This is a genomic window from Romboutsia sp. MSSM.1001216sp_RTP31141st1_G3_RTP31141_220114, assembly GCF_039031195.1.
Taxonomy (GTDB): Bacteria; Bacillota; Clostridia; order Peptostreptococcales; family Peptostreptococcaceae; genus Romboutsia_C; species Romboutsia_C hominis.
On sequence record NZ_JBCIUO010000001.1, the window covers coordinates 309805 to 332718 of the forward strand.

Sequence of the window (22914 nt, forward strand, 5' to 3'; positions counted from 1 at the left end):
CTTTTTATATTATAATAATATTTAAAAAATAAATAAAAAATTAGTTATATAAAAAAATCTGTTTAGACCATCACAATATGGATATATACATAATGTAAACAAATTAAATAGGAGGCTTTAAAATGAAAGCATTTGTAGATAAAGACGTATGTATAGGATGTGGAGCATGTGTAGGAATATGCCCAGAAGTATTTGATATGGATAATGATGGATTAGCAGTAGCTATAGAAGGAGAAATAAGTGAGGATTTACAAGAAAGTGCACAAGAAGCATGTGAAGGATGTCCAGTAAGTGCAATAACAATTGAATAGTAAAATTAAAAGCTTAGGGAATATCCTAAGCTTTTAATTTTATTATTCGGCTTTAAATCGAATTATCTACACGTTACTAAATATAAGCGAACTTTATATACAGAAAAATTTAACAAATTATCTAAATAATATATGAGTAGTATAAGTCCTAATTTAATAAAATATAGAAAAATAGATTATATTTTATGTTATAATTATTAATCATAATAAAAATTGGAGGCAAAATGATAAAGATACTTGACAATATAATGTTGATAATAGATATTTTATTAATTATATATTTTTATAACTATGCAGTTGATACAACAGATATAGTTCAAAGGCTTATAAGTTGTGCAGCTATAACTATGGAAATATCATTTATAATAAGACATATTAAGCTTATGAAATCTAGAAAAGTTAATTAATACAATGTTTTTAACAAAATATTCAGGGTATTAAATAGATAGATTAAAGATTTAAGGAGGATAATATGGCTTATATAAATATAGATAATAAAAAATTAAAAGAATTAATGAAAAAAGAGGATACTATATTAATTGATATAAGGACAAGGGAAGAATATGAAGAGAATAATATAGAAAACTCTATAAATATACCATTAAATAATTTATTATTTGAGATAGATGAATTAGAAGAATACAAAGAAAAAAATGTTATTGTTTACTGTAGAAGTGGACATAGAAGTATAACAGCATGTAATCTACTTCATATGGAAGGATTCAACAAATTATATAATTTAGAAAAGGGAATAATTGGATTGTAAACTCTAGCTTTTAGCTAGAGTTTTATAGTATACTTGATAATATGAGTATAGCAATAAATAAGTTAAATGCTTGTATTGGAGGTAAGAATGAATACAGAAGAAAAATATAGTAATTATTCAAAAGAGGATGGGAAAATCTTAAATAAAATTTCAAATTATTATAGACTAGAAATAAATAATGAAATGAACTGTTCTAAGTGCCATACTGAAAGTAAATATGGAAGTAATTATTGTAAACAATGCGGCAATGAGCTTTTTAAAGTAGTAGATAAAAACTTATTTAATATAGGAGAAAAAAGTAAATTTAATACTAATAATATAAAAAGCTATGCTAGTAGCACTAATATATTTATAACCTCTGTATCATCTATATTGATTTTATTTATTTTATCTGTAATTTTTAATGGTATGATGGATATAAGTTTAGGAAAATTAGGGATTAGTATAAGTCCACTTCATACAATGCTAGGTATGAATTTAGGTAGTATTAATATAACATCATCATCTTTAATAGGTGTAGGTGAAGTAAGCGTACATTTAGGAGTAATATCTTTATTAATAGCACCTATAATATCCTTAGTTATAAGTAATATATTATTTATGAAAAATAAAAGTAACACACCTAATGAACTTATTATAAATTCTATAGGGGTTGGAATAGTTTACGCTTTATTTATGGCAGTTATAAGTATGATATCAAAAATTGAATTAAACTCATATGATATGATGAACATAGCTACTTTACTTAAAGTAAAGTTTGCTACAACAAGTATATTTATAAATAGTTTTTTAATAGGATTTTTATCTACATTTACTATAGGATATAAAAAAAGAATAGGCAAAGAAAACATATATATAAATATATTTAAAAAAGTTATAAATATATTTATAATAGGTTACATATTAGTATTTATAATTGTTGGTATACTTACTATATCCGATAGTACATATTTATACGAGTTTGGTATATCTGAATATATGAAATATATAAACACAGGAATAATTGTAAGTCAATTATCTGTTTATATGTGGGGATTTGCAAATTTAATTCCTATGGTTATAGGTGATTATACAATATCTATATTTAATATATTTAATTCTGATTTATTTTTTGATACTAAGATTATATTTATAATAGTATTTATATTAGTAAGTCTTATAATATTAATAGCTGGATGTAATTTAAAGAAAAATTTTAAAAATAATGATAAAAATGTATTGCTTATATTTAGTACAATGTATTCTTTTATTATGGTATTAATATCTATGTTAAGTAAAATTGATGTTGGTGTGGGAATGTTAACTACAAATGCAAATAATCATAATGTTATTACATTTGGATTACCTATTATAATTACAATTATAAGTTCATTTATATACAGCTATATATTAGCCTTTATAGGATATAAACTTTATAATTTTGAATAAGTATAATTGGAGGATAAATATGGAAAATTTACAAGAGAAAATAGAAGGTGAAGTATCAAAGATTAAAGATAAAGTAGATTTAATAAAAGAAAAAAATAGTATAAATAAGATTATAAATGAAAATCAAGAATTAAAAGCAAGGCTATTTTTAGATATGGGAATATTACTTTATGATAAGATAAGAAAAAATGAAATCGTAGATACTGACTTTGATGAAATAAGTAATGATATAGTAAAAATAGATAAAATAATATATGAAAATATGAAAATAATAGAAGAACTGAATAAATCTATGAAAGAGAGTATATGCGAGTGTGGGAACACAATAAGTAAAGGTGCTAAGTTCTGTGCAGAATGTGGCAAAAAGGTAGAACTTGAGCTAGAAGAAAAAGAATATATAACTTGTGAAATATGTAATATGAATATAGATATAGATTCCATATATTGCACATGTTGTGGAAATAAAATAAATTAAAAAATAAGCATCACGTAAATTTTACGTGGTGCTTATTTTTTATTAATATAAATTGCATATAGATATATAATTATATAGGGAGGGGATATTATGAATGAAGTAATAAATACTATAAATAAAAGAGTGTCATTAAGAAGATACAAGGATAAAATGATAGAGAAAGAACATTTAGATTTAATAATAAATAGTGCAATAAAAGCGCCAACAGCAGGAAATATGATGATGTATTCTATTATAAAGATAACAAATAAAAATACTAAAGAATTATTAAGTAAAACTTGTGATAATCAACCATTTATAAAAAATGCACAAGTAATATTATTATTTTTAGCAGATATGAGAAAATGGTTTGACTATTTTAAGATATGTGATATTAAAGGTATAAAAACACCAGGAATAAATGATTTTATGTTAGGAGTAAATGATGCTATAATAGCATGTCAAAATGCAGTTTTAACTGCTGAAAGCCTAGGTATAGGAAGTTGCTATATAGGAGATATTATGGAAAATTATGAAAAGCATAAAGAAATATTAGATTTACCAAGCTATACATTCCCAGCTTGTATGATAACACTAGGCTATTATCCTGATAATTTTAAAAAGATTTATAGAGATAGATTTGAAAAAGAATATGTTGTTTTTGAAGAAAAATACCAAAGATTAAATGAAGATGATTTAAATAAAATGTATAAATATAAAGAAGAAAAAATGATAAAAAATAACCAAAAAAATGCTAAAAACTTTGGTGAATTAATATACAAAAATAAAATTAGTTCAGAATTTTCAATAGAAATGGATAGGTCTATAAAAGAGTGGATAAAAGATTTTACTGGATAGTTTAATAAAAAATAGTTACTTAATTTAATGAAAATATACTTTATATATGATAAACTATAATAGTATTTTGAGTTATGGAGGGAGCATATGGGAAAAGACAGAAAAGAAAGAATATCAGACGATACTTTTAGCATAACTATGGAATTAGAAAGACCACTAATAATAGATCAGATAAATAAGCATACTGAACAAAAGGAAAAAGAATTAAGAAGAAAAAATATCAAAAGAAAAATACTTATAACAATTTCTATAATGTTAGGAATATCACTTTTAGGATTTTTTATATGGATAGGAAATACATATGAACCAGGAACATTGGCAAAAGAAGCGTTAATAAGTGATAAGAAGGTAGAAGTTAAAATAGATAAAAATATAGTATTTACTCCAAAAAATAAGGATGTAACTAAAGGGTTTATATTTTATCCAGGAGCTAAAATAAATCCAGAAGCTTATGCACCAATATGCAAAGAGATAGCAGAGGCTGGATATGAAGTAGTTATATTAAAAATGCCACTTAATATAGCTTTTCTTGGAGAAAATGAAGCTAGTAAAGTAATGAAGGAATATAAAAATATAACACATTGGGTAGTAGGAGGACATTCTTTAGGAGGAGTAGTTGCTTCAAGCTTTGCAGCTGAAAACAACTTAGTAGATGGAGTTGTATTACTTTCATCATATCCTATGACTGATAAGTTAAAAAATATGACAAAAGACGTATTGTCTATATGGGGAAGTAAGGATGGTGTAGTAAACTTTGAATCACTAATAGATTCTAAAAAAGATTTACCCAACAATACTACTTATGTAGAAATAGAAGGTGCTAATCATTCCTATTTTGGAGATTATGGACTTCAAAATGGAGATAATGAAGCATTAATAAGTGAAAAAGAGCAAATTAACAAAACTGCTAAGAGTATAATTAAATTCTTAAAAGAGATAAATTAAAATAAAAATACTATAGGATTCCTATAGTATTTTTATTTTTACATATTATTGTAAAATTTATAAAAACCTACGTCACTAATTTTAGTAGGATTTATATCCTTTCTAAAAGCATTTATAAACCACATAACATCATTTTTTCTTATAGATTTAAATAATATTAAAAATATAAAATAAAACAAAATAACTAGTAATACTTGTGGTATAATTAGAGTCTTTATATTTGTAACATCAAAAATATATTTTACTATAGTAGCAGACAAAGTAACAGATATGGCTGGTTTAAAAATCCAATCACCTATAAGAAACTCAAGTTTTGTAACTTTTAATAGTTTATTTATACTTAAAGTTGCATTTAGTAAAGTACCAACAAATAATACTAATATAAAACCTTCAATACCCTTTTTAGGGATTACAAAAAATATTAATGCAATTCTAACACTCATATCTATAAGGTTATATTTTAATGTACTAACTTGTTGGTCAAGAGCATTTAAACTACCATCAACAACTCTATCTAGATACATAAAAGGTATCAAAGGAGCAAGAATTCTCATCATATCTCCAACTTTAGCGCTATTATATATAGTAATGCCCATTTCTTTAGAGTATATAATAAAAAGTCCTGATGCAAACACTGCTATCATAAGTGTAAATTTAAAAACTCTAGATATTATACTATTTACTCGATTAGTTTGATTAAGTGCTTTAGCTTCGGCTATTTCAGGTATTATTAGCGTAGAAAACGAAGCTAAAAATATAGATGGAAAGCAGAGAATAGGAAGTACCATACCCTTAATCATACCAAATATAGATAAAGAAGCAGAAGTAGTAGAACCAAATTGTCTAAGAGCATTTGGTATTAAAATATCTTCTAAAGTCCTAAGGCCTGTTTGTATATAAGCGCTACAAGCAATAGGAAAAGCTATTTTGGAAATAGTCAATAAACTACAATTAGAACTAGTACTATCAATGCGCCTAAATCCGGATTTTTTTTCAAATAAATATAGAATGTAAGAATAAACAGCTGCTAGTATATTAGCCACAGTCATAGCTATAGCTACTAAAATACAAGTATAATCAAGACCTTTAGGCAAATATAAACCTAAAAAAGTTATTATTATTATCATTGATGAAGATACTTCAAGAATATCTGAAGTTATACTTTTTACAATTTTTCTCATTCCATAGAAATATCCATGAAGACAAGAGCAAATACCGATAAAAGGTAAACTTAAAGCTAATATTTTTAGAGGGAATATAGTTCTTTCATCTCCGATAAATTTTATAGCTATAAACTCTGAACTATTGTAAATTATAAATGTAGTTAAAGAACTAAAGAAAAGACTATATACAAAGGCTCTGTTCATAATTTTTTTTATATTAGCTCTGTTATTTTTTCCAAGTTCTTCAGCTATAAGCCTAGTGGTAGTTACTCTAATACCAGATATGGCAAAAGTAGAAGTCATTATATGAATACTCATTATAAGCTGATATAACCCCATACCTTCAGCACCAATTTCATTAGAAATATACACTCGAAATCCAGTATTTATAAATCCCAGTGTAACGGTGGTAAACGTTAAAATAAACGCATTTATTAAAAGTTTTCTTCTTTTAACTATGTTCATAAAATTTATCTCCTCATTAAGTTAATATATAGTCTATAAAAATAATTATATTAATATAGACATGTATATATATATGAAAAATTAATAGTAAATATTATCTATTAATAAAATTAAAAAAAAAGCAAAAATTAATAGTAAATATAAAAGATGATAAGGAGAATAGATATGAGAATAAGGCTAGGATATGTTGCTATAGCACTTAATTTACCAAAAGTAACTTCATCAAGTACTCTTACATTTAAAAGATATTCTAGTATGAATAGTGATGAAGAAAGATTGAACAAATTAAAAAAAGTAACATATTCAAATATAATTGATTTAGAGAAAATATTAAAATATAATATAAAAAATAATATACACTTTTATAGAATAACTTCAAATCTTATACCATTAGCAACTCATCCAGAAGTTATGTGGGACTATAGAAAGTATTTTAAAAAAGATTTTGAATATATAGGTAAGATCATAAATGATAATAACTTAAGAATTGATATTCATCCAGACCAATTTAATGTAATAAATACTGATAGAGAAAGTGTATTTTTAAATACATCTAAGAATTTAACTATGCAAGCTAATTTTTTAGAAGATATAAATTGTAAGGATGCTAAGATGGTTATTCATATTGGTGGAGCAAAGGGAGAAAAAGAAAAAGCTATAGAAAGATTTATAGAAAATTTTAATAAACTTCCAGTTATAGTTAAAAATAAGTTAATCTTAGAAAATGACGATAAAATATTTACTGTAAAAGATGTTTTGTATATATGTAAAATACTGAATTTACCTATGGTTTTAGACATACATCACCATAATTGTAACAATAATGGTGAAAATATAGATAGATTGTTAAATGATATATTTAATACGTGGAAAAATGAAAAATTGCAACCTAAGATACATTTTTCTACGCCTAGAGAATTTGAAAATGATAGAAGACATTCTGATTATATAGATGCTAAAGAATTCTTAAAGTTTATATATTTAATAAAAGATAATGTAAATAAGGATGTAGATGTAATGATAGAGGCTAAGAAAAAAGATTTAGCACTACAAAGATTAGTGAGTGATATAAAAAATCTAGACAAGCTTATAGTATTTGAAGACGAGAGTACTATTATACTATAATGTAAGATTATTTTCTTAATATAAAAACAGTATTTTAAATATAGGAAAATCACTATTATATAAAAAAGACATCTTAAATTTAAGATGTCTTTTATATAAAACGACTAACTAAAAAGTTAGCTATAGATTCATATGGTATCTTTTCAGTTTTTAATAAACCTTGTACAACTAAACCATCTATTATAGATACTAGTAAAAAAGAAAGGGCTTCTGCATCTTTTTTATTAGTTTTTATAAGCTCTGATTTAATAGTATTTCTCCATTCAATATATTTAAGTTTTATTTCTTCTCTTAAATTATCATTACTAGTTATAGCCTCACAAAGTATATACATGTGAATTCTGCCTCTTCCTTCAATAGTTGATATTTTATCCATTATAAGATTTATCATTTGCTCGTTAGAAGCATCAGAATCTATATTACATACGCAATCAAGAGCAGCATTTGTAATAGCCATTAAATGCATGTTGGCTATATCTGATATTAAATCATCTTTAGAAGAATAATGATAATACAAAGTTCCTTTACTTATATCAACAGCTTTTGCTATATCTGCTAGACTTGTATTTTTAATACCATTTTTAATCATCAAATCTGTTGCAGTAAGCAAAATATTTTCTTTCATATTATTTGGTTTCATGTGATATCCCTTTCAAATACTACTATTATAACAAGTAAATTATAATATCATAAAATTTTATTGTCAATAAATCATATAATTGAGAAGATCTCAATAATATATTTTAACTATTGACTTTTATATATAGTAAATATACAATGAAAATATATATCAGTCAACCGACCGACTGATTTATATTTTTAATATTATGGTGAATTTAAAAATAATAAAGTGAGGAAAGATCTATGAAAAGGGTAAAAATAATAACAGATAGCTCATGTGATTTAAATAAAGATACAATAGAAAAATATGATATAGGCATAGTAAAACTTAATGTTTCTTTTGGAGAAGATGTTTATGAAGATGGAGACATAGAAAAAAGTGAATTTTATAAAAGGATGGACAATTCTAATGAACTTCCAAAAACTTCTTGTCCATCTCCTGAAAAGTTTGTAAAGCATTATGACTGCAAGGAAGAGGAAATTTTAGTACTTACATTAACATCTAAATTATCAGCTACATACTCAACAGCATTGCTTGCTAAAAATATGTTTTTAGAAGAAAATAACAAAAAGATTGAAATAATAGATACATTAAATGGCTCAATTGGTCAAGGATTATTAGTTGTTAAAGCATGTGAATTAGCAGAGGAAGGGAAATCTCTTGAGGAAATAGTTAGTGAAATTGAAAAATTAAAAAATGAAGTTATATTTTTTGGAGCACTAGATACTCTAGAAAATGCTATAAAGGGAGGAAGAGTAAATCCTTTAGCTGGAAAAATAATAAATGTGCTTAATTTTAAGGTGATAATACAGGTAATAGATGGTGTAGTTAAACCAGTAGATAAAGCAAGAGGAGATAATAATTGTATAAAAAAAGTAATAGATAGTGTAAGTAAATATATAAATGATGATAAAAAATCATTAGCAATAGCACATTCAAATTGTATAGAAAAAGCAGAAAAAATAAAAGAGATAATGAAAGATAAATATGATTTTAAAAATATAACTATAAGTGAAGTTGGATCAGTTATGGGAACATATACTTCAAAAGGTGCAATACTTATAAGCATATTATAGTAGCTCAAAAATATAAATAGTATTAAATAAATTAAAGGACTTACTCATATGAGTAAGTTCTTTTTTGTTTTATACTCCTATAAAATTGTAAAAATACTATTTTTAGGGGGGGAGCATATGGAAACTTTAGATATTAAGATAAATAAAATGAAACAATATATAAATACTAAAGATATAAGTGCTATAAACAAACTAAAACTTAGTGTGATTAAAGATAATAATAAATACAATTTAAATGAAGATGATTTTAAATATATTGATGAGTATAATTACTATGTTAAATTTTTAAGAAATTTAAAAAGGTATATAAAATCAAATGATAAAAAAAATATAATAATTAAAGAATATAAAGATAATTTAGATAGACTAATGTATATTATTATTAGTATAGATATAAATACTATATCTGTAGGTATACCTGTGAATATACAAACATTAAGTGGCAGTAAAAATAAGGCATATATGGAATGTGTATACTATCAATACAAAGAAAGATCTAGTTTATACATAAATAATTTTAGAGCTATTAAATCAAAAAAAGGATATGGTAGAAAGATACTTATTAATTTAAAAGATATAATTAGAGATATTAATAAGGTACTTAAAGAGAATAATCTAAAGGAAATAAAAATTATAGAAGGTCTATTAGTAGCAGATGAGAATATTATAAGTGAAAAGGATTTAAGAAATTTATATAAAAAATATGGATTTATTATAGACAATCAAAATAATATATCTATTAGCCTATAGAAAGATTGCTTACAAATAAAGTTTTTTATAGGTTATAATATTATTTATACGAACTTAAGTGGAGGCTGAAATGATTAATAAAACAGACTTTTTAAATAGTTACAATATAAGTGAAGATTTTTTAATTGAAAATAATATAAATTGGAATGATCTAGTAGATATATATGAGGATTTTAAAAATTATAGAAAAAGTTATGAAACGCAAGCTGAATTAATAGCAAATATATTAAGGGCACATAAAAAAGTACACTCAGTTAAAACTAGGGTTAAAGATGAAGAGCACTTATTAGAAAAAGTAATAAGAAAAACACCAGACAGAAGAAAAAAGTATGGAGAAGATTTTAATTTTACTGTATCAAACTATAAACAAGAAATAACAGATTTATTAGGAATAAGAGTTATACATATATTTAAGGAAGATTGGAAAGAAATACATGATTTTATAAGCCTTATGTGGCGTGTTAATGAAATAGTAGCAAATGTTAGAGAAGGGGATAATACTAAGCAATTTGAAGAATTGGGTATAGAAGTGTGTTCAAGAATATCAGGGTATAGGTCAGTACATTATCTTATAGAATCTTACCCTACGACGCAAAAAGTTATATCTGAGATACAAGTTAGAACTATATTTGAAGAAGGATATGGAGAAATAGATCATCAACTTAGATATTCATTAAGCGAAATACCAGAGTTATTAGAACAAAATTTAATGTTATTAAATAGAATAGCAGGAAGTTCTGATGAAATGGCGTCTCTTATAAATATGTTAAGTAAAAGTTTTGATGAAATGGACATAAGAAAATCTAGACTAGATATAAAAAAAGAGAAATTGTTAGCACTAAAAGAGAAAATAGAAGTTAATAAAGAAATAAGTGACACTAAGAAATTAGAGTTTATAAGAGATATAGATGAAATTTTAATATAATAAAAAGATACAAGTTTTAACTTGTATCTTTTTATTTAAATATATCAGATAGTTCAATGCTAGCACCATCTAAGTTAGAAGGTATTTCTAAATCATCACCAGTAGTTAATGTAGAATTTATAGGTAATGATACTATAAAAGAGGATCCTTCACCTAATTTTGAGTTAACACTTATAGTACCTTGGTGAAGTTTTACAAATGATTTAACAATAGAAAGTCCTATTCCACTTCCTTCATTTTGTCGGGTAAATACACTATCTATTTGAGTAAACTTTTCAAATATTTTATTTAAGTTAGCTTCATCTATACCAACACCATTATCTTGAACTATAAAATTAAAATTATTTTCATCTGAAATTATTGTTGCAAATATATCTTCTCCTTCACTTGAAAATTTGATAGCATTTGAAAGAAGGTTTAGTACTATCCTTTCAATTTTTTCAGGATCAACACACATATTAAGTTCTTCTATATTAGTGTCAAATATTATATTTAGTTTCTTAGATTTAGCATAAGGAATTACAGATAAAACAGTATTTTCTATAAATGATATTATATCGATATTTTTAAGTTTTAAGTTATAAAACCCACAGTCAAACTTAGCTACGTCGATAACATTATTTATAAGTCTAATGAGTCTATTTGAATTTTGAGAAATAATATTTAAGTTGCTAAGTATTTTATCATCATTATGTAAAGTTTCTTTAGATAATAATATACTTAAAAGTTGATTAGCTGATGAAATAACAGTAACTGGTGTCCTAAGTTCATGACTTATATTAGCTATAAAATTACTTTTTGCAATATTAGCATCCTCAGCAATCTTTTTAGATTTATTTAATTCCTCTTTATGTTTTGAAGTTTTATGGGCATGTATAAGTAAAGCAATTATTATACATACTAGTCCAATTAAAGTCAAAGTAACAGGAAAAATAAGTTCCTTATGTTTTTCAAAAAATGGAATGGGTTTATTTATTATTATTGAGTTTTTTGGAAGCTTATTTTTTGGTATATTATATTTAACTAAATTATCATAATTAAAACACCATACATTAGCCTCATCACTGGTTATAAGTTGTTTTGTATTTACTTTATCATCTAATATCGATTTAAGTAATTTACTTGCAAGAGTAGATTGTTCATAATGACTTACTACTTTCCCACCAACCATATTATCATAAAGATTATAGTTTAAGGTTGTAAACATAGGTGCATCTATATACTTAGAGATTGTTTCAACTGATTCATATATATATAAGTCTTTAGGTGAGTTGATTATATATGGATGTAGATACAAAACAACATCTTTATTTTTATCTATATTAGATAGCTTAGATAAAAAGGATTCATCAATTTTATCGGGTATTACAATATTTTTATAATTAAAATTTTTGTATTTAGATTTAAAGCTATAAAATTCATCAATCTCTTTTTTATACTTACTTTCATCACCACTTATTAAGATTAAGTTTTTATTTTCATTAAATAAATTATGTATTAGATTTAAATTTTCTGATATAGATGGCTTTTCAATAACACCCCCATTTATATTACTCTCCATTGCCCTTTTTATATTATCTTCATCTGAAATACCAAGAAATACCACAGCAGTATTTTTAAATAACTCTAAATTATTTAGTGCAAAATCTAAAGCAGCATCGTCCCCGAGAATAATGCCATCATATTTTCTATAATTTTTAGTTTTAAATTTTATTAAATTATAGAAATTTTTTCTGAATTCTTCATCATTAAATTTTTTTATATCCATATATTCTATTTGAACTTCGTAGTTACTATCGATAGAATCACAGATACCATTTAATTGGTCATCAAATGTTATAAAACTTGGAGAGTATGAACTGATGAATAATACATTTTTTGTTGAAATTGCATTTGTATTTGTAGTATTTAGACAAAATAAAACTATTATTGTAGGTAATATTAAATACCTAAAATTATTTTTAACTTTATTCAACATTTTTATACACCCTTTTGAAAAAAATTGTAATTATATAGAAATTATAGCAGAAAAAAGTATAAATACCTACATCAAAAATAGAAAGATATTTTATAACACATATATAAATAATTGAAATAATATAAAATTATATATCTAATAAATATATTTGATAAAAAAGGAAAATAGGGTGCAAAAGTTAAATTCTTAAAAGTATGTTGTAATTTTAAGAAAAAGTTTGATACAAAAAATTTTTATATTATAAAATAGATATTTAGGTGGAGGGGCTATGCAAAATAATATATATAAAGAAGTTATAGAAAAAATAATAGAAAGCATAGATGAAGGTATACATTTTATAGATAAAAATGGAAAAACATTAATATATAATAATGCTATGGCAAAATTAGAACATATGAATAAAGAAGATGTATTAAATAAATCTTTCAAAGATGTATTAAAAAATATGGAAATAAAAAATAGTACGCTACTTAAGGTTATTAGAAATAAAAAAGAGATAAAAGATAATGTACAAAAATACTTAAACAAAGATGGAAAAGAAATAACTACTATAAATACGACAATACCAGTTAAAATTAATGGGGAGCTAATTGGCGCATTAGAAGTTTCAAAAGATATGACTCAAATTCAAACATTATCAGAACAGATTATAAAATTAAATGATATTAAGGAAAATAATAGAAAAAATAAGACAAAAGAAGGATATAATTTTAGCGATATAATAGGTGAAAGTGAATGTATAAAAAAAGCAATTAACATATCAAAAAAAGCAACTAAAAGTGATGCAACAGTATTTATATATGGGGAAACAGGAACAGGAAAAGAACTTATAAGTCAATCTATACACTATGAAAGTAAAAGAAGAGACAAACCATTTATAGCACAAAATTGTGCGGCACTTCCCGAAAGCTTATTAGAAGGAATACTATTTGGAACTGTAAAAGGAGGATTCACAGGTGCAATAGATAGGCCAGGTTTATTTGAACAAGCTAATAAGGGTACAATACTTTTAGATGAAATAAATTCTATGCCACTTCAACTTCAAGCAAAGCTACTTAGGGTGCTTCAAGAAGGATATGTAAGAAGAGTTGGAGGAACAAAGGATATACCAGTTGACGTAAGGGTAATAGCTACAACTAATGAAAATCCTGTAGATATATTAAATGAAGGAAAACTTAGGAAAGATTTATATTACAGATTAAATGTAATTTATATAGAAATACCACCTCTTAGAGAAAGAGGTGAAGACATTATATTGCTTGCAAATAAATTTATAAAAAAATATAATTATAAATTAAATAAAAACTTAATTGGTATATCTGAAAAGGGAGCTAAGGTACTTAAAAATCACTTTTGGCAAGGAAATGTAAGAGAATTAGAAAATACTATATACTCTAGTATGAGCCTTATGGAAAATGAAGATGTTTTAGATGAAGATATGATAAATATAAATGAATATAAAACCAATTTATCAGAAAATACATATATAATAGATATAGGCTCAAAGCCTTTAGATTGGATAATAGGAGATATAGAAGAACGATATATACATGAAGCTTTAGAAAAATCGGGAGAAAATGTAACAAAAGCAGCTGCTATACTTGGAATAACAAGGCAAAACCTTCAGTATAAAATGAAAAAATATAATATAAGAATTAATAGATAGTATAAGAGCAAAAAATTTTGCAGTACATGCAAAATTTAATGCTCTTTTTTTTTATTTTCAAACCTATTGATATATATCATTTGTATAAGGTATCAACAGTTTTATGATTAATATAAAATTCTTGCATGTAAAAAAGGAAAGATACCCTATGTATAAAAAATTACGAGGGGAAAAATAGATAAATTTTTAAAAAATAGGAAAAATTAAAAAATTGGCATTACTCTTGCTTTATATATAAAGCATAAAAAATAAATATAAGGGGGAAGTATATATGAGAAATATAAAAGTTGGAATATGGGGATTTGGAGCAATGGGAAGTGGAATGGCAAAAATGTTACTTAAAAAAAATGGAGTAGATATAGTTGCAGTTTGTGATATGCATCCAGAAAGAGTAAATAAAAGTGTATATGATGTACTAGGGTGTGAAAGAGGAGAAAGGCCAGAAGTTATAATAAAGCCTGATTATAAAGAAGCTTTCACTGATGAATGTGCAGATGTTGTGTTACTTGCAACTGACTCATTCACTAAAGGAGCATTTGATAAGATAAAATACATATTAGAAAGAAAAATAAACGTTATATCAACAGCAGAAGAAATGTCTTATCCAAAAGCACAAGAACCAGAATTAGCTAAAGAATTAAATAGGATAGCTAAAGAAAATGGAGTAAGTGTACTTGGTACAGGAATAAACCCAGGATTTGTACTTGATTTATTAATACTTGCTTTAACTGGAACTTGCGAAGAAGTAGAGTATATAAAGGCTGCTAGAGTAAATGACTTATCTCCATTTGGTAAAGCAGTTATGATAGAACAGGGGGTTGGAGTTACAAAAGATGAATTTGAAAATGGAGTTAAAGATGGATCAATAGCAGGTCATGTAGGTTTTCCTGAATCTATAAACATGATAACACATGGTATAGGATGGAATTTAGAAAAAGTAGAGGAAACTAGAGAACCAATAATGAGTAGTGTATATAGAAAGAGCGAGTACGCTGAGGTAGAAGCAGGAAATGTTGCAGGTTGTAGACAATGTGGATATGGATATGTTGATGGAAAAGTTAAAATAGAAATGGAACATCCACAACAAATATTACCTCACTTAGAAGGGCAATCAACAGGAGATTATGTAACTATAAAAGGTACTCCAAATATAAATTTACAAATAACTCCAGAGATACCAGGAGGGATAGGTACTATAGCAATGTGTGTAAATTCTATACCACATGTTATAAATGCAATACCAGGACTTAGAACAATGCTTGATATACCTGTTCCAAGAGCAATAATGGGCGATATGAGAGAATTAGTTAATTTAAAAGAAACTGTTAAGGCTTAAATATAAATTTATAAATAAAGAATATAACAAACCAATACTAGTAAATTAATTTTACTAGTATTGGAAAAAAAGGAGAGTAGATTTATGGATGCTAAGCGTGGAAATTGGGTAATAATTCACAACATAGTATTAGAATCTAGCCAAAGGGCGCCACAAGTTCCAGATGATACAAAATTACATCCTCTTGAAATGTGGGTTAAAGGATTTATAGAAGAAGATGCTAATATTGGGGAACTAGTTAATATAAAAACTATAACAGGAAGAAATGTAAGTGGAAAATTACTAAAAGTAGAACCATATTATGAACATGATTATGGAAAGTGTATACCAGAATTACTTCAAATAGGTTTACAGGCAAGAAATATACTATTTGGAGGTGAAGAAAATGAAAGATAATAGTTATAGTGCTGTAATGAGTAGAAAAAATGAAATAATGAAAAATGCAATAGGGATAGACTATACAAAGTTTGAAAACGAAGGAATATCCTTTGATTATGAAAAAATGATGAAAGAAACAGGATATTCTTTAAGCGAAATAGAAAAAATCCAAGGAAATTTCGCAGTAGGAAATACTCCATTAATAGAGCTTAAAAATATAACTAAACTTGCTAGAAAAGTATCGCCAAAGGGAAAAGGTGCAAAGATATTTGTAAAAGATGAAGCATGTAATGCATCTGGAAGTTTTAAAGCAAGACGTGCAGCAACAGCAGTATATCATGCTAAAAAGATGGGATATAAGGGAGTAATTGCAGCAACTAGTGGAAATTATGGAGCAGCAGTTGCATCTCAAGCAGCTATGCAAGGCCTTAAATGTATAATAGTTCAGGAGTGTTATGACAGTAATGGAATAGGTCAGCCTGAAATAATAGAAAAAGCAAGAAAATGTGAAGCCTATGGTGCAGAAGTTGTTCAATTAACTGTAGGACCTGAGTTATTTTATACATTTTTAACATTATTAGAAGAAACAGGATATTTTAATGCATCACTTTATTCTCCATTTGGGATAGCTGGTGTTGAGACATTAGGATATGAAATAGCTATGCAGTGTAGAGAAAAATTAGGAAAAGATCCAGATGTAGTAGTATGCACTAATGCAGGGGGAGGAAATTTAACGGGAACAGCTAGAGGACTAAAAAAAGCTGGGGCTACAGATGTTAAAGTAGTAGGTGCAAGCGTCAACCTAAAAGGACTTCATATGGCTAGTGATACTCAATTTAATAAAAAATCATTTACTACAGGGCACACTGGGTTTGGAATACCATTTTGTACTTGGCCAGACCGTTCAGATGTACCAAGATCAGCTGCAAGACCACTAAGATATATGGATAGATACTTAACAGTAAGTCAAGGGGAAGTATTTTATATGACAGAACTACTAGCACAACTTGAAGGTATAGAGAGAGGTCCAGCTGGAAATACATCTTTGGCAGTAGCATTTAGTTTAGCTAGAGAACTAGATGAAGACCAAATAATAGTAGTTCAAGAAACAGAGTATACAGGAGCTGGAAAACATATAAATCCACAACTTACATTTGCGCGTGAAAATGGGATAGAAATTAAGTTCGGAAATCCACAAGATGAAGTTTGTGGAGAAAATTTAATATTACCATCACATCCAAGTATGATAAAAGCAGTTGATTTGGATATGAATAAGATAAAAAAATCTTATATAAAAAATGCAATAAAAAATAATAATGTAAGTAAGTTAAATAATGAAGATATAGAATTTTTAGCTAAAGATTGTAAGTGTGATATAGAGTTTGTAAAAAAGGTTGCTAATGAAGTACTAGTTAAAGGGAAATAGCCTTACATACTAATTATTTCACTTATCATGATTAGTTGGTATAGAGTGTAAAAAACTAAAAATTAGGGTTTAAAATTATAATATAGAGATTCATAAATAGAAAGTAATAGAGAATAGGGGGAGACGTATGAAAAAGAGAAATGATGATTTTAATGAAAGAAGAGTTCATCTAGCAAATTTAAGTGATGAAGAATTAAAGAATAGATTTTGGAGCTTAGCAAGTGAAATAGTTGAACCGATGATAGAACTAGGAAGAAAAAATACCACACCATCAATAGAAAGATCAGTACTACTAAGAATGGGATTTTCTTCTTTAGAAGCTAAAGAAATAGTAAATGGTGTACTTGAAAATGGACTTATAGGAAAAGGTGCGGGGCATGTTGTTTATAAATTTTCCAAAGAAAAAAATATAAGTGTTCGCGAAGCTGGTCTTATGCTTATAGAAAATAAGTATTGGGATGAAGCAGTTAGTTTATTTGCGAAGGAGGGAGCACAATGTTAAAAGAAAATAAAAAATTAGATATAGAATATATATTAAAAGATCTAGAAAATTATAGACCAAAAAGAAGAGGCTGGACATGGAGAGAAAATGAAAAAGATTTAGAAATGGGACCTTTTAAATATAAGGATTGTTCAGCACCTTTAAAAGAAAGTGTAGCACTTCCTTCAGCTAAATACTTTAATAATATAGACCCTCAACCTAATGCAGTTATAACAACAGAAATAGCATCAGGAAGATTTGAAGATGATATAAGAAGAATGAGAATGGCAGCACATCATGGAGCAGACCATTTAATGGTTATAAGAACGGCTGGTCAATCTCACTTTGATGGATTAATAGAAGGAACACCACAGGGAATAGGAGGAGTTCCTATAACAAGAAAGCAAGTTAGAGCACAAAGAAAAGCTCTTGATTTTATAGAAGAAGAAGTTGGAAGACCAATAAACTATCATTCCTATGTAAGTGGAGTTGCAGGACCTGAGGTTGCTGTAATGTTTGCAGAAGAAGGAATAAACGGAGCTCATCAAGACCCACAATACAACGTATTATATAGAAATATAAATATGATAAGATCATTTGTTGATGCTTGTGAAGCAAAAAATATAATGGCTTTTGCTAATATGGCTCAAATAGATGGAGCACACAATGCAAATGCAACAGCTAGAGAAGCTTGGAAGGTTATGCCTGAACTTATGGTTCAACATGCACTAAACTCAGTATTCTCAGAAAAAGTAGGAATTAATAAAGACAATATATGCCTATCAACAGTACCACCAACAGCACCTCCAGCACCATGTTTAACACTAGACCTACCTTATGCAGTAGCTTTAAGAGAGTTATTTAGTGACTATAAAATGAGAGCACAAATGAATACTAAATATATGGATTCATCAACTAGAGAAGCAACAGTAACTCATGTACTTAACTTATTGACTTCAGTTTTAACAAGAGCGGATATACAATCTACTATAACTCCAGACGAAGGAAGAAACGTTCCTTGGCATATGTACAACATAGAAGCTTGTGATACTGCAAAACAAGCACTTGTTGGTATGGATGGACTTATGGATATGATAGAACTTAAAAAAACAGGTCCACTTAGAGATAAAGCAAGAGAGTTAAAAGAAAGAGCAGTATTATATATGGAAGAAATATTAGAAGAAGGTGGATATTTCGAAGCTGTTGAAAAAGGATTCTTTGTTGATTCTGGTAACTACCCAGAAAGAAATGGAGACGGAATAAGTAGAAAGATAAGAGAAGGAGTAGGAGCAGGAAGTGTATATGAAAGAGATGAAGATTATCTAGCTCCAGTTACAGCTCACTTTGGATACAATAATGTAGCTCAATATGATGAAACTTTAGTAGATAATCCTTCTAAGTTGATAGATGGATGTACTTTTGAAGAACCCGATAAAATAATATATATAGATGAACTAGATGATATGGATAATGTAAACGTAAGACTTAAAGAGGTAGAAGAATTTAGAAATTCTACTAAGATAAAGCCAGAAATGGAATGGTGTGCAGATGGTACAGTAATGCTTACTATGATGCTACCAACAGATAAGAGAACTGCTGAATTTGCAGCTATAGAATTTGCTAAGAAAATGAATCTAGAAGAAGTAGAAGTTATCCACAGAGAAGTTATGCATAGTGCAGAAGGAACTAGAATAGAGTTAAAAGGTAAAGTTCCATTTAGCATAGATATAGCTAAACTTGATATACCAGAAGAGCAAAAGGTAATGACAGATGATGAAATAAGAGAAGATATAGAAAAAATGCCTATGAAGATAGTTTGTGCAACAATAGGAGAAGATGAACACTCTGTTGGACTTAGAGAAGTTATAGACATAAAACATGGTGGTATAGAAAAATATGGTATAGAATGCCACTACTTAGGAACATCAGTACCAGTTGAAAAATTAGTAAATGCAGCAATAGAGTTAAATGCAGATGCTATACTTGCATCAACTATAATAAGTCATGATGATATACACTACAAAAATATGAAAAAATTACATGAATATTGTGTAGAAAAGGGAATAAGAGATAAGGTAATGGTAGCAGCAGGAGGAACTCAAGTAACGCCTGATATAGCAGTTGAAAATGGAATGGATGCTGGATTTGGAAGAAGTGATAGAGGGGTTAACGTAGCTACGTTCTTAGTTGAAAAAAGAAGAGAAAAATTAGCACTAGAAGGAAATAATTAAACATGAAAGTAGATGTATTAGTTGCTGAAATAGGCTCTACAACAACTGTTGTAAATGCCTTTTTCGGCATACATACAGACAGTCCAAAATTTATTGGTCAAGGTCAAGCACCAACAACTGTATTTGAAGGTGGAGATGTAAGAAATGGACTAAATGGAGCAATAGATGATTTAGCTAAGAAGTTAGGAGTAGACAGTATAGAATATAATGACTTTTTTGCTACATCTAGTGCAGCAGGTGGTCTTAAAATGACTGTTCATGGACTTGTATATGATATGACGGCTAAAGCTGCCAAAGAAGCAGCACTTGGAGCGGGAGCTGTTATACATAAGGTAACAGCGGGAAAACTAAGAAGAACGGATTTAAAAGAAATAAAAGAGATAAGCCCTAATATAATACTTATAGCTGGTGGGGTAGACTATGGAGAGCGAGATACTGCAATTTATAATGCAGAATTAATAGCAGGACTTAATCTAGGAATACCTGTTATATATGCTGGAAATATTGAAAATATAGAAGAAATAAAATTAATATTTGAAGATACAAACTATAAGCTATATATAGTTGACAACGTATATCCTAAAATTGATTATCTAAATATAGAACCAACTAGATGCGTTATACAAAATGTATTTGAAGAACATATAACTAATGCGCCGGGTATGGAACATATAAAAGAATTAGTCAATTCTCATATAACGCCAACACCAGGGGCTGTTATGGAGGCATCAAAGCTACTTAGAAAAAATATAGGAGATTTGATGGTTATAGATGTAGGAGGTGCAACTACTGATATACATTCTGTAACAGAAGGAAATGATGGAATAAGTAGAATACTTGTAAATCCAGAACCAATAGCTAAAAGAAGTGTTGAAGGTGACTTAGGAGTTTACGTTAATATGAGAAATATAGTAAATACCATAGGAAAAGAAAATCTACAGGAAGAATTAAGTGATATAAACTTAGATGAAGTTATAGAAAATTATTTACCAATACCGAAAACTAAAGAACAAATAATTTTAGTAGAAAGACTTACTAAAGAAGCAGCTCTTCGTGCCACTAAAAGACATTCAGGAATTATAAGGAGTATATATTCTACTAGTGGTAAAAGTAGGATAGCTGAAGGTAAGGACTTAACAGAAGTTAGATATATTGTAGGAACTGGTGGTGCTTTAACTAGGCTTCCTAACAGAGTTGAAATAATGAAAGAAATACCTAAAAACAACAAAAATAAGGACTTATTGTTTCCAAAAGAAACTGTAAAGGTATTAGTAGATAATGACTATATAATGGCATCTCTTGGAGTATTATCTAAAAAATACGAAGATGCAGCTCTTAAGCTTATGTTAAAGAGTTTAAATTTTAAGGAGGAAACTTTGTGTATCCAAGATTAGAAATAAATATAACTAAACTTAAACACAATGTATGTAGGCTTAAAAGTATATTAAATGAAGAGAACTTAAAAATGGTTATAGTAACAAAAGTATATTGTGCAATTCCTGAAGTCGTAGAAGAAATAAGTAACGAATATGTAGATTATATAGCTGACTCAAGAATTAAAAATTTAAAGAAACTTCAAAGTCTAAAACTTCCTAAAATATTACTTAGAATACCAATGATAAGTGAATCAAAAGAAGTTGTTAAATACTCAGATATAAGTTTTAATTCTGAAATAGAAACTATATATAGATTAAATGAAGAAGCTAAAAACATTAATAAAGTTCATAATATAGTTTTAATGGTCGATTTAGGGGATTTAAGAGAAGGATATTTTAATGAAGAAGAGCTATATAATGTAGTAGATAACGTATTAAACCTAAAAAATATAAAACTTATAGGGATAGGCACTAATTTAACTTGCTATGGAGCTATACTTCCATCACAGGAAAATTTAGGAGGGTTAGTAAAAATAGCTAAAAATATAGAAGATAAACATAATATAAAATTAGAATTTATATCTGGTGGAAATTCAAGTTCTATATATTTACTTCAAGAAGGAAAACTGCCAAAAGGTATAACAAATCTAAGACTAGGAGAAGCCATACTTCTTGGAAAAGAAACTGCATATGGAAACTTCATAGAAGAAACATATCATGATAGTTTTAAATTATATTGTGAAATTATAGAAATAAAAGATAAACCGTCAATGCCAATAGGAGAAATAGGTAAAGATGCCTTTGGAAAAGTGCCTCATTATGAGGATAAGGGCATAATGAAAAGAGCAATAGTTGGCATAGGAAAGCAAGATATAGATATTGAATCAATATTTCCAACTGATGAAAATATACAGATAATAGGTGCAAGTTCTGATCATATGATACTAGATATAACAAATAGTGAAAGTATATATAATATAGGAGATATACTAGGGTTTGTAGTTACTAGCTATGGTGGAATATTAACAGCTTGCACAAGTAATTATGTAGAAAAAAAAGTAGTATATAACTTAAGTACTCAAATACAACTTGTATAGGTAAAAAGCTATCTTTAAAGATAGCTTTTTTTATAATATTTTATATAAAAATGGCTT

General features: G+C 27.0%; 22 protein-coding genes. 19 read left to right on the forward strand and 3 right to left on the reverse strand.

What is annotated here, in order from left to right; all coding sequences use genetic code 11:
• The first annotated feature begins 122 nt into the window (after positions 1-122).
• From ABCP60_RS01575 to ABCP60_RS01605, 7 genes are all read left to right on the forward strand, one after another.
• Positions 123-311, forward strand: a complete 189-nt coding sequence (locus ABCP60_RS01575; protein ID WP_092926779.1) for a ferredoxin — start codon at positions 123-125, stop codon at positions 309-311.
• A 224-nt stretch (positions 312-535) separates the two neighbouring features.
• Positions 536-718 carry a hypothetical protein gene (locus tag ABCP60_RS01580; protein WP_092926777.1) on the forward strand — a complete coding sequence of 61 codons (183 nt, stop codon included), beginning with the start codon at positions 536-538 and terminating at the stop codon, positions 716-718.
• A 65-nt stretch (positions 719-783) separates the two neighbouring features.
• Positions 784-1077 (forward strand): rhodanese-like domain-containing protein, encoded by a 294-nt coding sequence (locus ABCP60_RS01585; RefSeq protein WP_092926775.1) that lies wholly within the window; start codon positions 784-786, stop codon positions 1075-1077.
• An 87-nt stretch (positions 1078-1164) separates the two neighbouring features.
• Positions 1165-2505, forward strand: a complete 1341-nt coding sequence (locus ABCP60_RS01590; protein WP_343101068.1) for a hypothetical protein — start codon at positions 1165-1167, stop codon at positions 2503-2505.
• A 19-nt stretch (positions 2506-2524) separates the two neighbouring features.
• Positions 2525-2980 carry a zinc ribbon domain-containing protein gene (locus ABCP60_RS01595; protein WP_092926772.1) on the forward strand — a complete coding sequence of 152 codons (456 nt, stop codon included), beginning with the start codon at positions 2525-2527 and terminating at the stop codon, positions 2978-2980.
• A gap of 90 nt (positions 2981-3070) precedes the next feature.
• Entirely contained in the window at positions 3071-3817 is a 747-nt protein-coding gene (locus ABCP60_RS01600; protein ID WP_207741681.1) for a nitroreductase family protein, read from the forward strand.
• An 87-nt stretch (positions 3818-3904) separates the two neighbouring features.
• On the forward strand, positions 3905-4762 hold the full coding sequence (locus ABCP60_RS01605; protein ID WP_343101069.1) for an alpha/beta hydrolase: 858 nt from the start codon (positions 3905-3907) through the stop codon (positions 4760-4762).
• 38 nt (positions 4763-4800) lie between these two features.
• Here ABCP60_RS01605 and ABCP60_RS01610 read toward each other — a convergent pair whose 3' ends face one another.
• The gene (locus tag ABCP60_RS01610) at positions 4801-6390 is read right to left on the reverse strand and encodes a polysaccharide biosynthesis C-terminal domain-containing protein (RefSeq protein WP_092926767.1); all 1590 of its coding nucleotides are present in this window, start codon (positions 6388-6390) and stop codon (positions 4801-4803) included.
• A 165-nt stretch (positions 6391-6555) separates the two neighbouring features.
• On the opposite strand from ABCP60_RS01610, the gene uvsE reads away from it, so the two are divergent.
• Positions 6556-7515, forward strand: a complete 960-nt coding sequence (gene uvsE, locus ABCP60_RS01615; protein WP_092926765.1) for a UV DNA damage repair endonuclease UvsE — start codon at positions 6556-6558, stop codon at positions 7513-7515.
• A 91-nt stretch (positions 7516-7606) separates the two neighbouring features.
• Here uvsE and ABCP60_RS01620 read toward each other — a convergent pair whose 3' ends face one another.
• Complete coding sequence (locus ABCP60_RS01620; RefSeq protein WP_195236918.1) at positions 7607-8155, reverse strand: TetR/AcrR family transcriptional regulator; 549 nt, start codon at positions 8153-8155, stop codon at positions 7607-7609.
• A 224-nt stretch (positions 8156-8379) separates the two neighbouring features.
• Between ABCP60_RS01620 and ABCP60_RS01625 the strand changes: the two genes are divergently transcribed.
• The 3 genes from ABCP60_RS01625 (at position 8380) to ABCP60_RS01635 (ending at position 10888) form a co-directional block, all read left to right on the forward strand.
• Entirely contained in the window at positions 8380-9213 is an 834-nt protein-coding gene (locus ABCP60_RS01625) for a DegV family protein (RefSeq protein WP_195236919.1), read from the forward strand.
• 117 nt (positions 9214-9330) lie between these two features.
• Positions 9331-9963 carry a hypothetical protein gene (locus tag ABCP60_RS01630; RefSeq protein ID WP_092926759.1) on the forward strand — a complete coding sequence of 211 codons (633 nt, stop codon included), beginning with the start codon at positions 9331-9333 and terminating at the stop codon, positions 9961-9963.
• Positions 9964-10033: 70 nt separating this feature from the next.
• Complete coding sequence (locus tag ABCP60_RS01635; protein WP_343101070.1) at positions 10034-10888, forward strand: GTP pyrophosphokinase; 855 nt, start codon at positions 10034-10036, stop codon at positions 10886-10888.
• Positions 10889-10919: 31 nt separating this feature from the next.
• Here the strand turns inward: ABCP60_RS01635 and ABCP60_RS01640 are convergent, their stop codons facing one another.
• Positions 10920-12866, reverse strand: a complete 1947-nt coding sequence (locus tag ABCP60_RS01640) for a HAMP domain-containing sensor histidine kinase (protein WP_343101071.1) — start codon at positions 12864-12866, stop codon at positions 10920-10922.
• Between the two features lie 268 nt (positions 12867-13134).
• Here ABCP60_RS01640 and ABCP60_RS01645 point away from each other — a divergent pair, with 268 nt between their 5' ends.
• The 8 genes from ABCP60_RS01645 to orr all read left to right on the forward strand — a co-directional run bounded on the left by ABCP60_RS01645 (position 13135) and on the right by orr (position 22857).
• Entirely contained in the window at positions 13135-14532 is a 1398-nt protein-coding gene (locus ABCP60_RS01645) for a sigma 54-interacting transcriptional regulator (protein WP_166505049.1), read from the forward strand.
• Positions 14533-14803: 271 nt separating this feature from the next.
• Positions 14804-15868, forward strand: coding sequence for a 2,4-diaminopentanoate dehydrogenase (gene ord, locus ABCP60_RS01650; RefSeq protein ID WP_343101072.1), 1065 nt, complete (start codon positions 14804-14806; stop codon positions 15866-15868).
• A gap of 84 nt (positions 15869-15952) precedes the next feature.
• Positions 15953-16264 (forward strand): 2-amino-4-oxopentanoate thiolase subunit OrtA, encoded by a 312-nt coding sequence (gene ortA, locus ABCP60_RS01655; RefSeq protein ID WP_092926749.1) that lies wholly within the window; start codon positions 15953-15955, stop codon positions 16262-16264.
• Positions 16254-17672: a 2-amino-4-oxopentanoate thiolase subunit OrtB gene (gene ortB / locus ABCP60_RS01660; RefSeq protein WP_092926747.1), complete on the forward strand. Its 1419-nt coding sequence runs from the start codon at positions 16254-16256 to the stop codon at positions 17670-17672. The genes ortA and ortB overlap by 11 nt, the downstream gene beginning before the upstream one ends.
• A gap of 127 nt (positions 17673-17799) precedes the next feature.
• Positions 17800-18174 (forward strand): ornithine aminomutase subunit alpha, encoded by a 375-nt coding sequence (locus ABCP60_RS01665; RefSeq protein WP_092926745.1) that lies wholly within the window; start codon positions 17800-17802, stop codon positions 18172-18174.
• Positions 18168-20384, forward strand: a complete 2217-nt coding sequence (oraE, locus tag ABCP60_RS01670; protein WP_092926743.1) for a D-ornithine 4,5-aminomutase subunit OraE — start codon at positions 18168-18170, stop codon at positions 20382-20384. The genes ABCP60_RS01665 and oraE overlap by 7 nt, the downstream gene beginning before the upstream one ends.
• Before the next feature lie 2 nt (positions 20385-20386).
• Positions 20387-21778, forward strand: coding sequence for a GlmL-related ornithine degradation protein (locus tag ABCP60_RS01675; RefSeq protein ID WP_166505053.1), 1392 nt, complete (start codon positions 20387-20389; stop codon positions 21776-21778).
• On the forward strand, positions 21763-22857 hold the full coding sequence (orr, locus tag ABCP60_RS01680; protein WP_343101073.1) for an ornithine racemase Orr: 1095 nt from the start codon (positions 21763-21765) through the stop codon (positions 22855-22857). The genes ABCP60_RS01675 and orr overlap by 16 nt, the downstream gene beginning before the upstream one ends.
• The last annotated feature ends 57 nt before the right edge of the window (positions 22858-22914 follow it).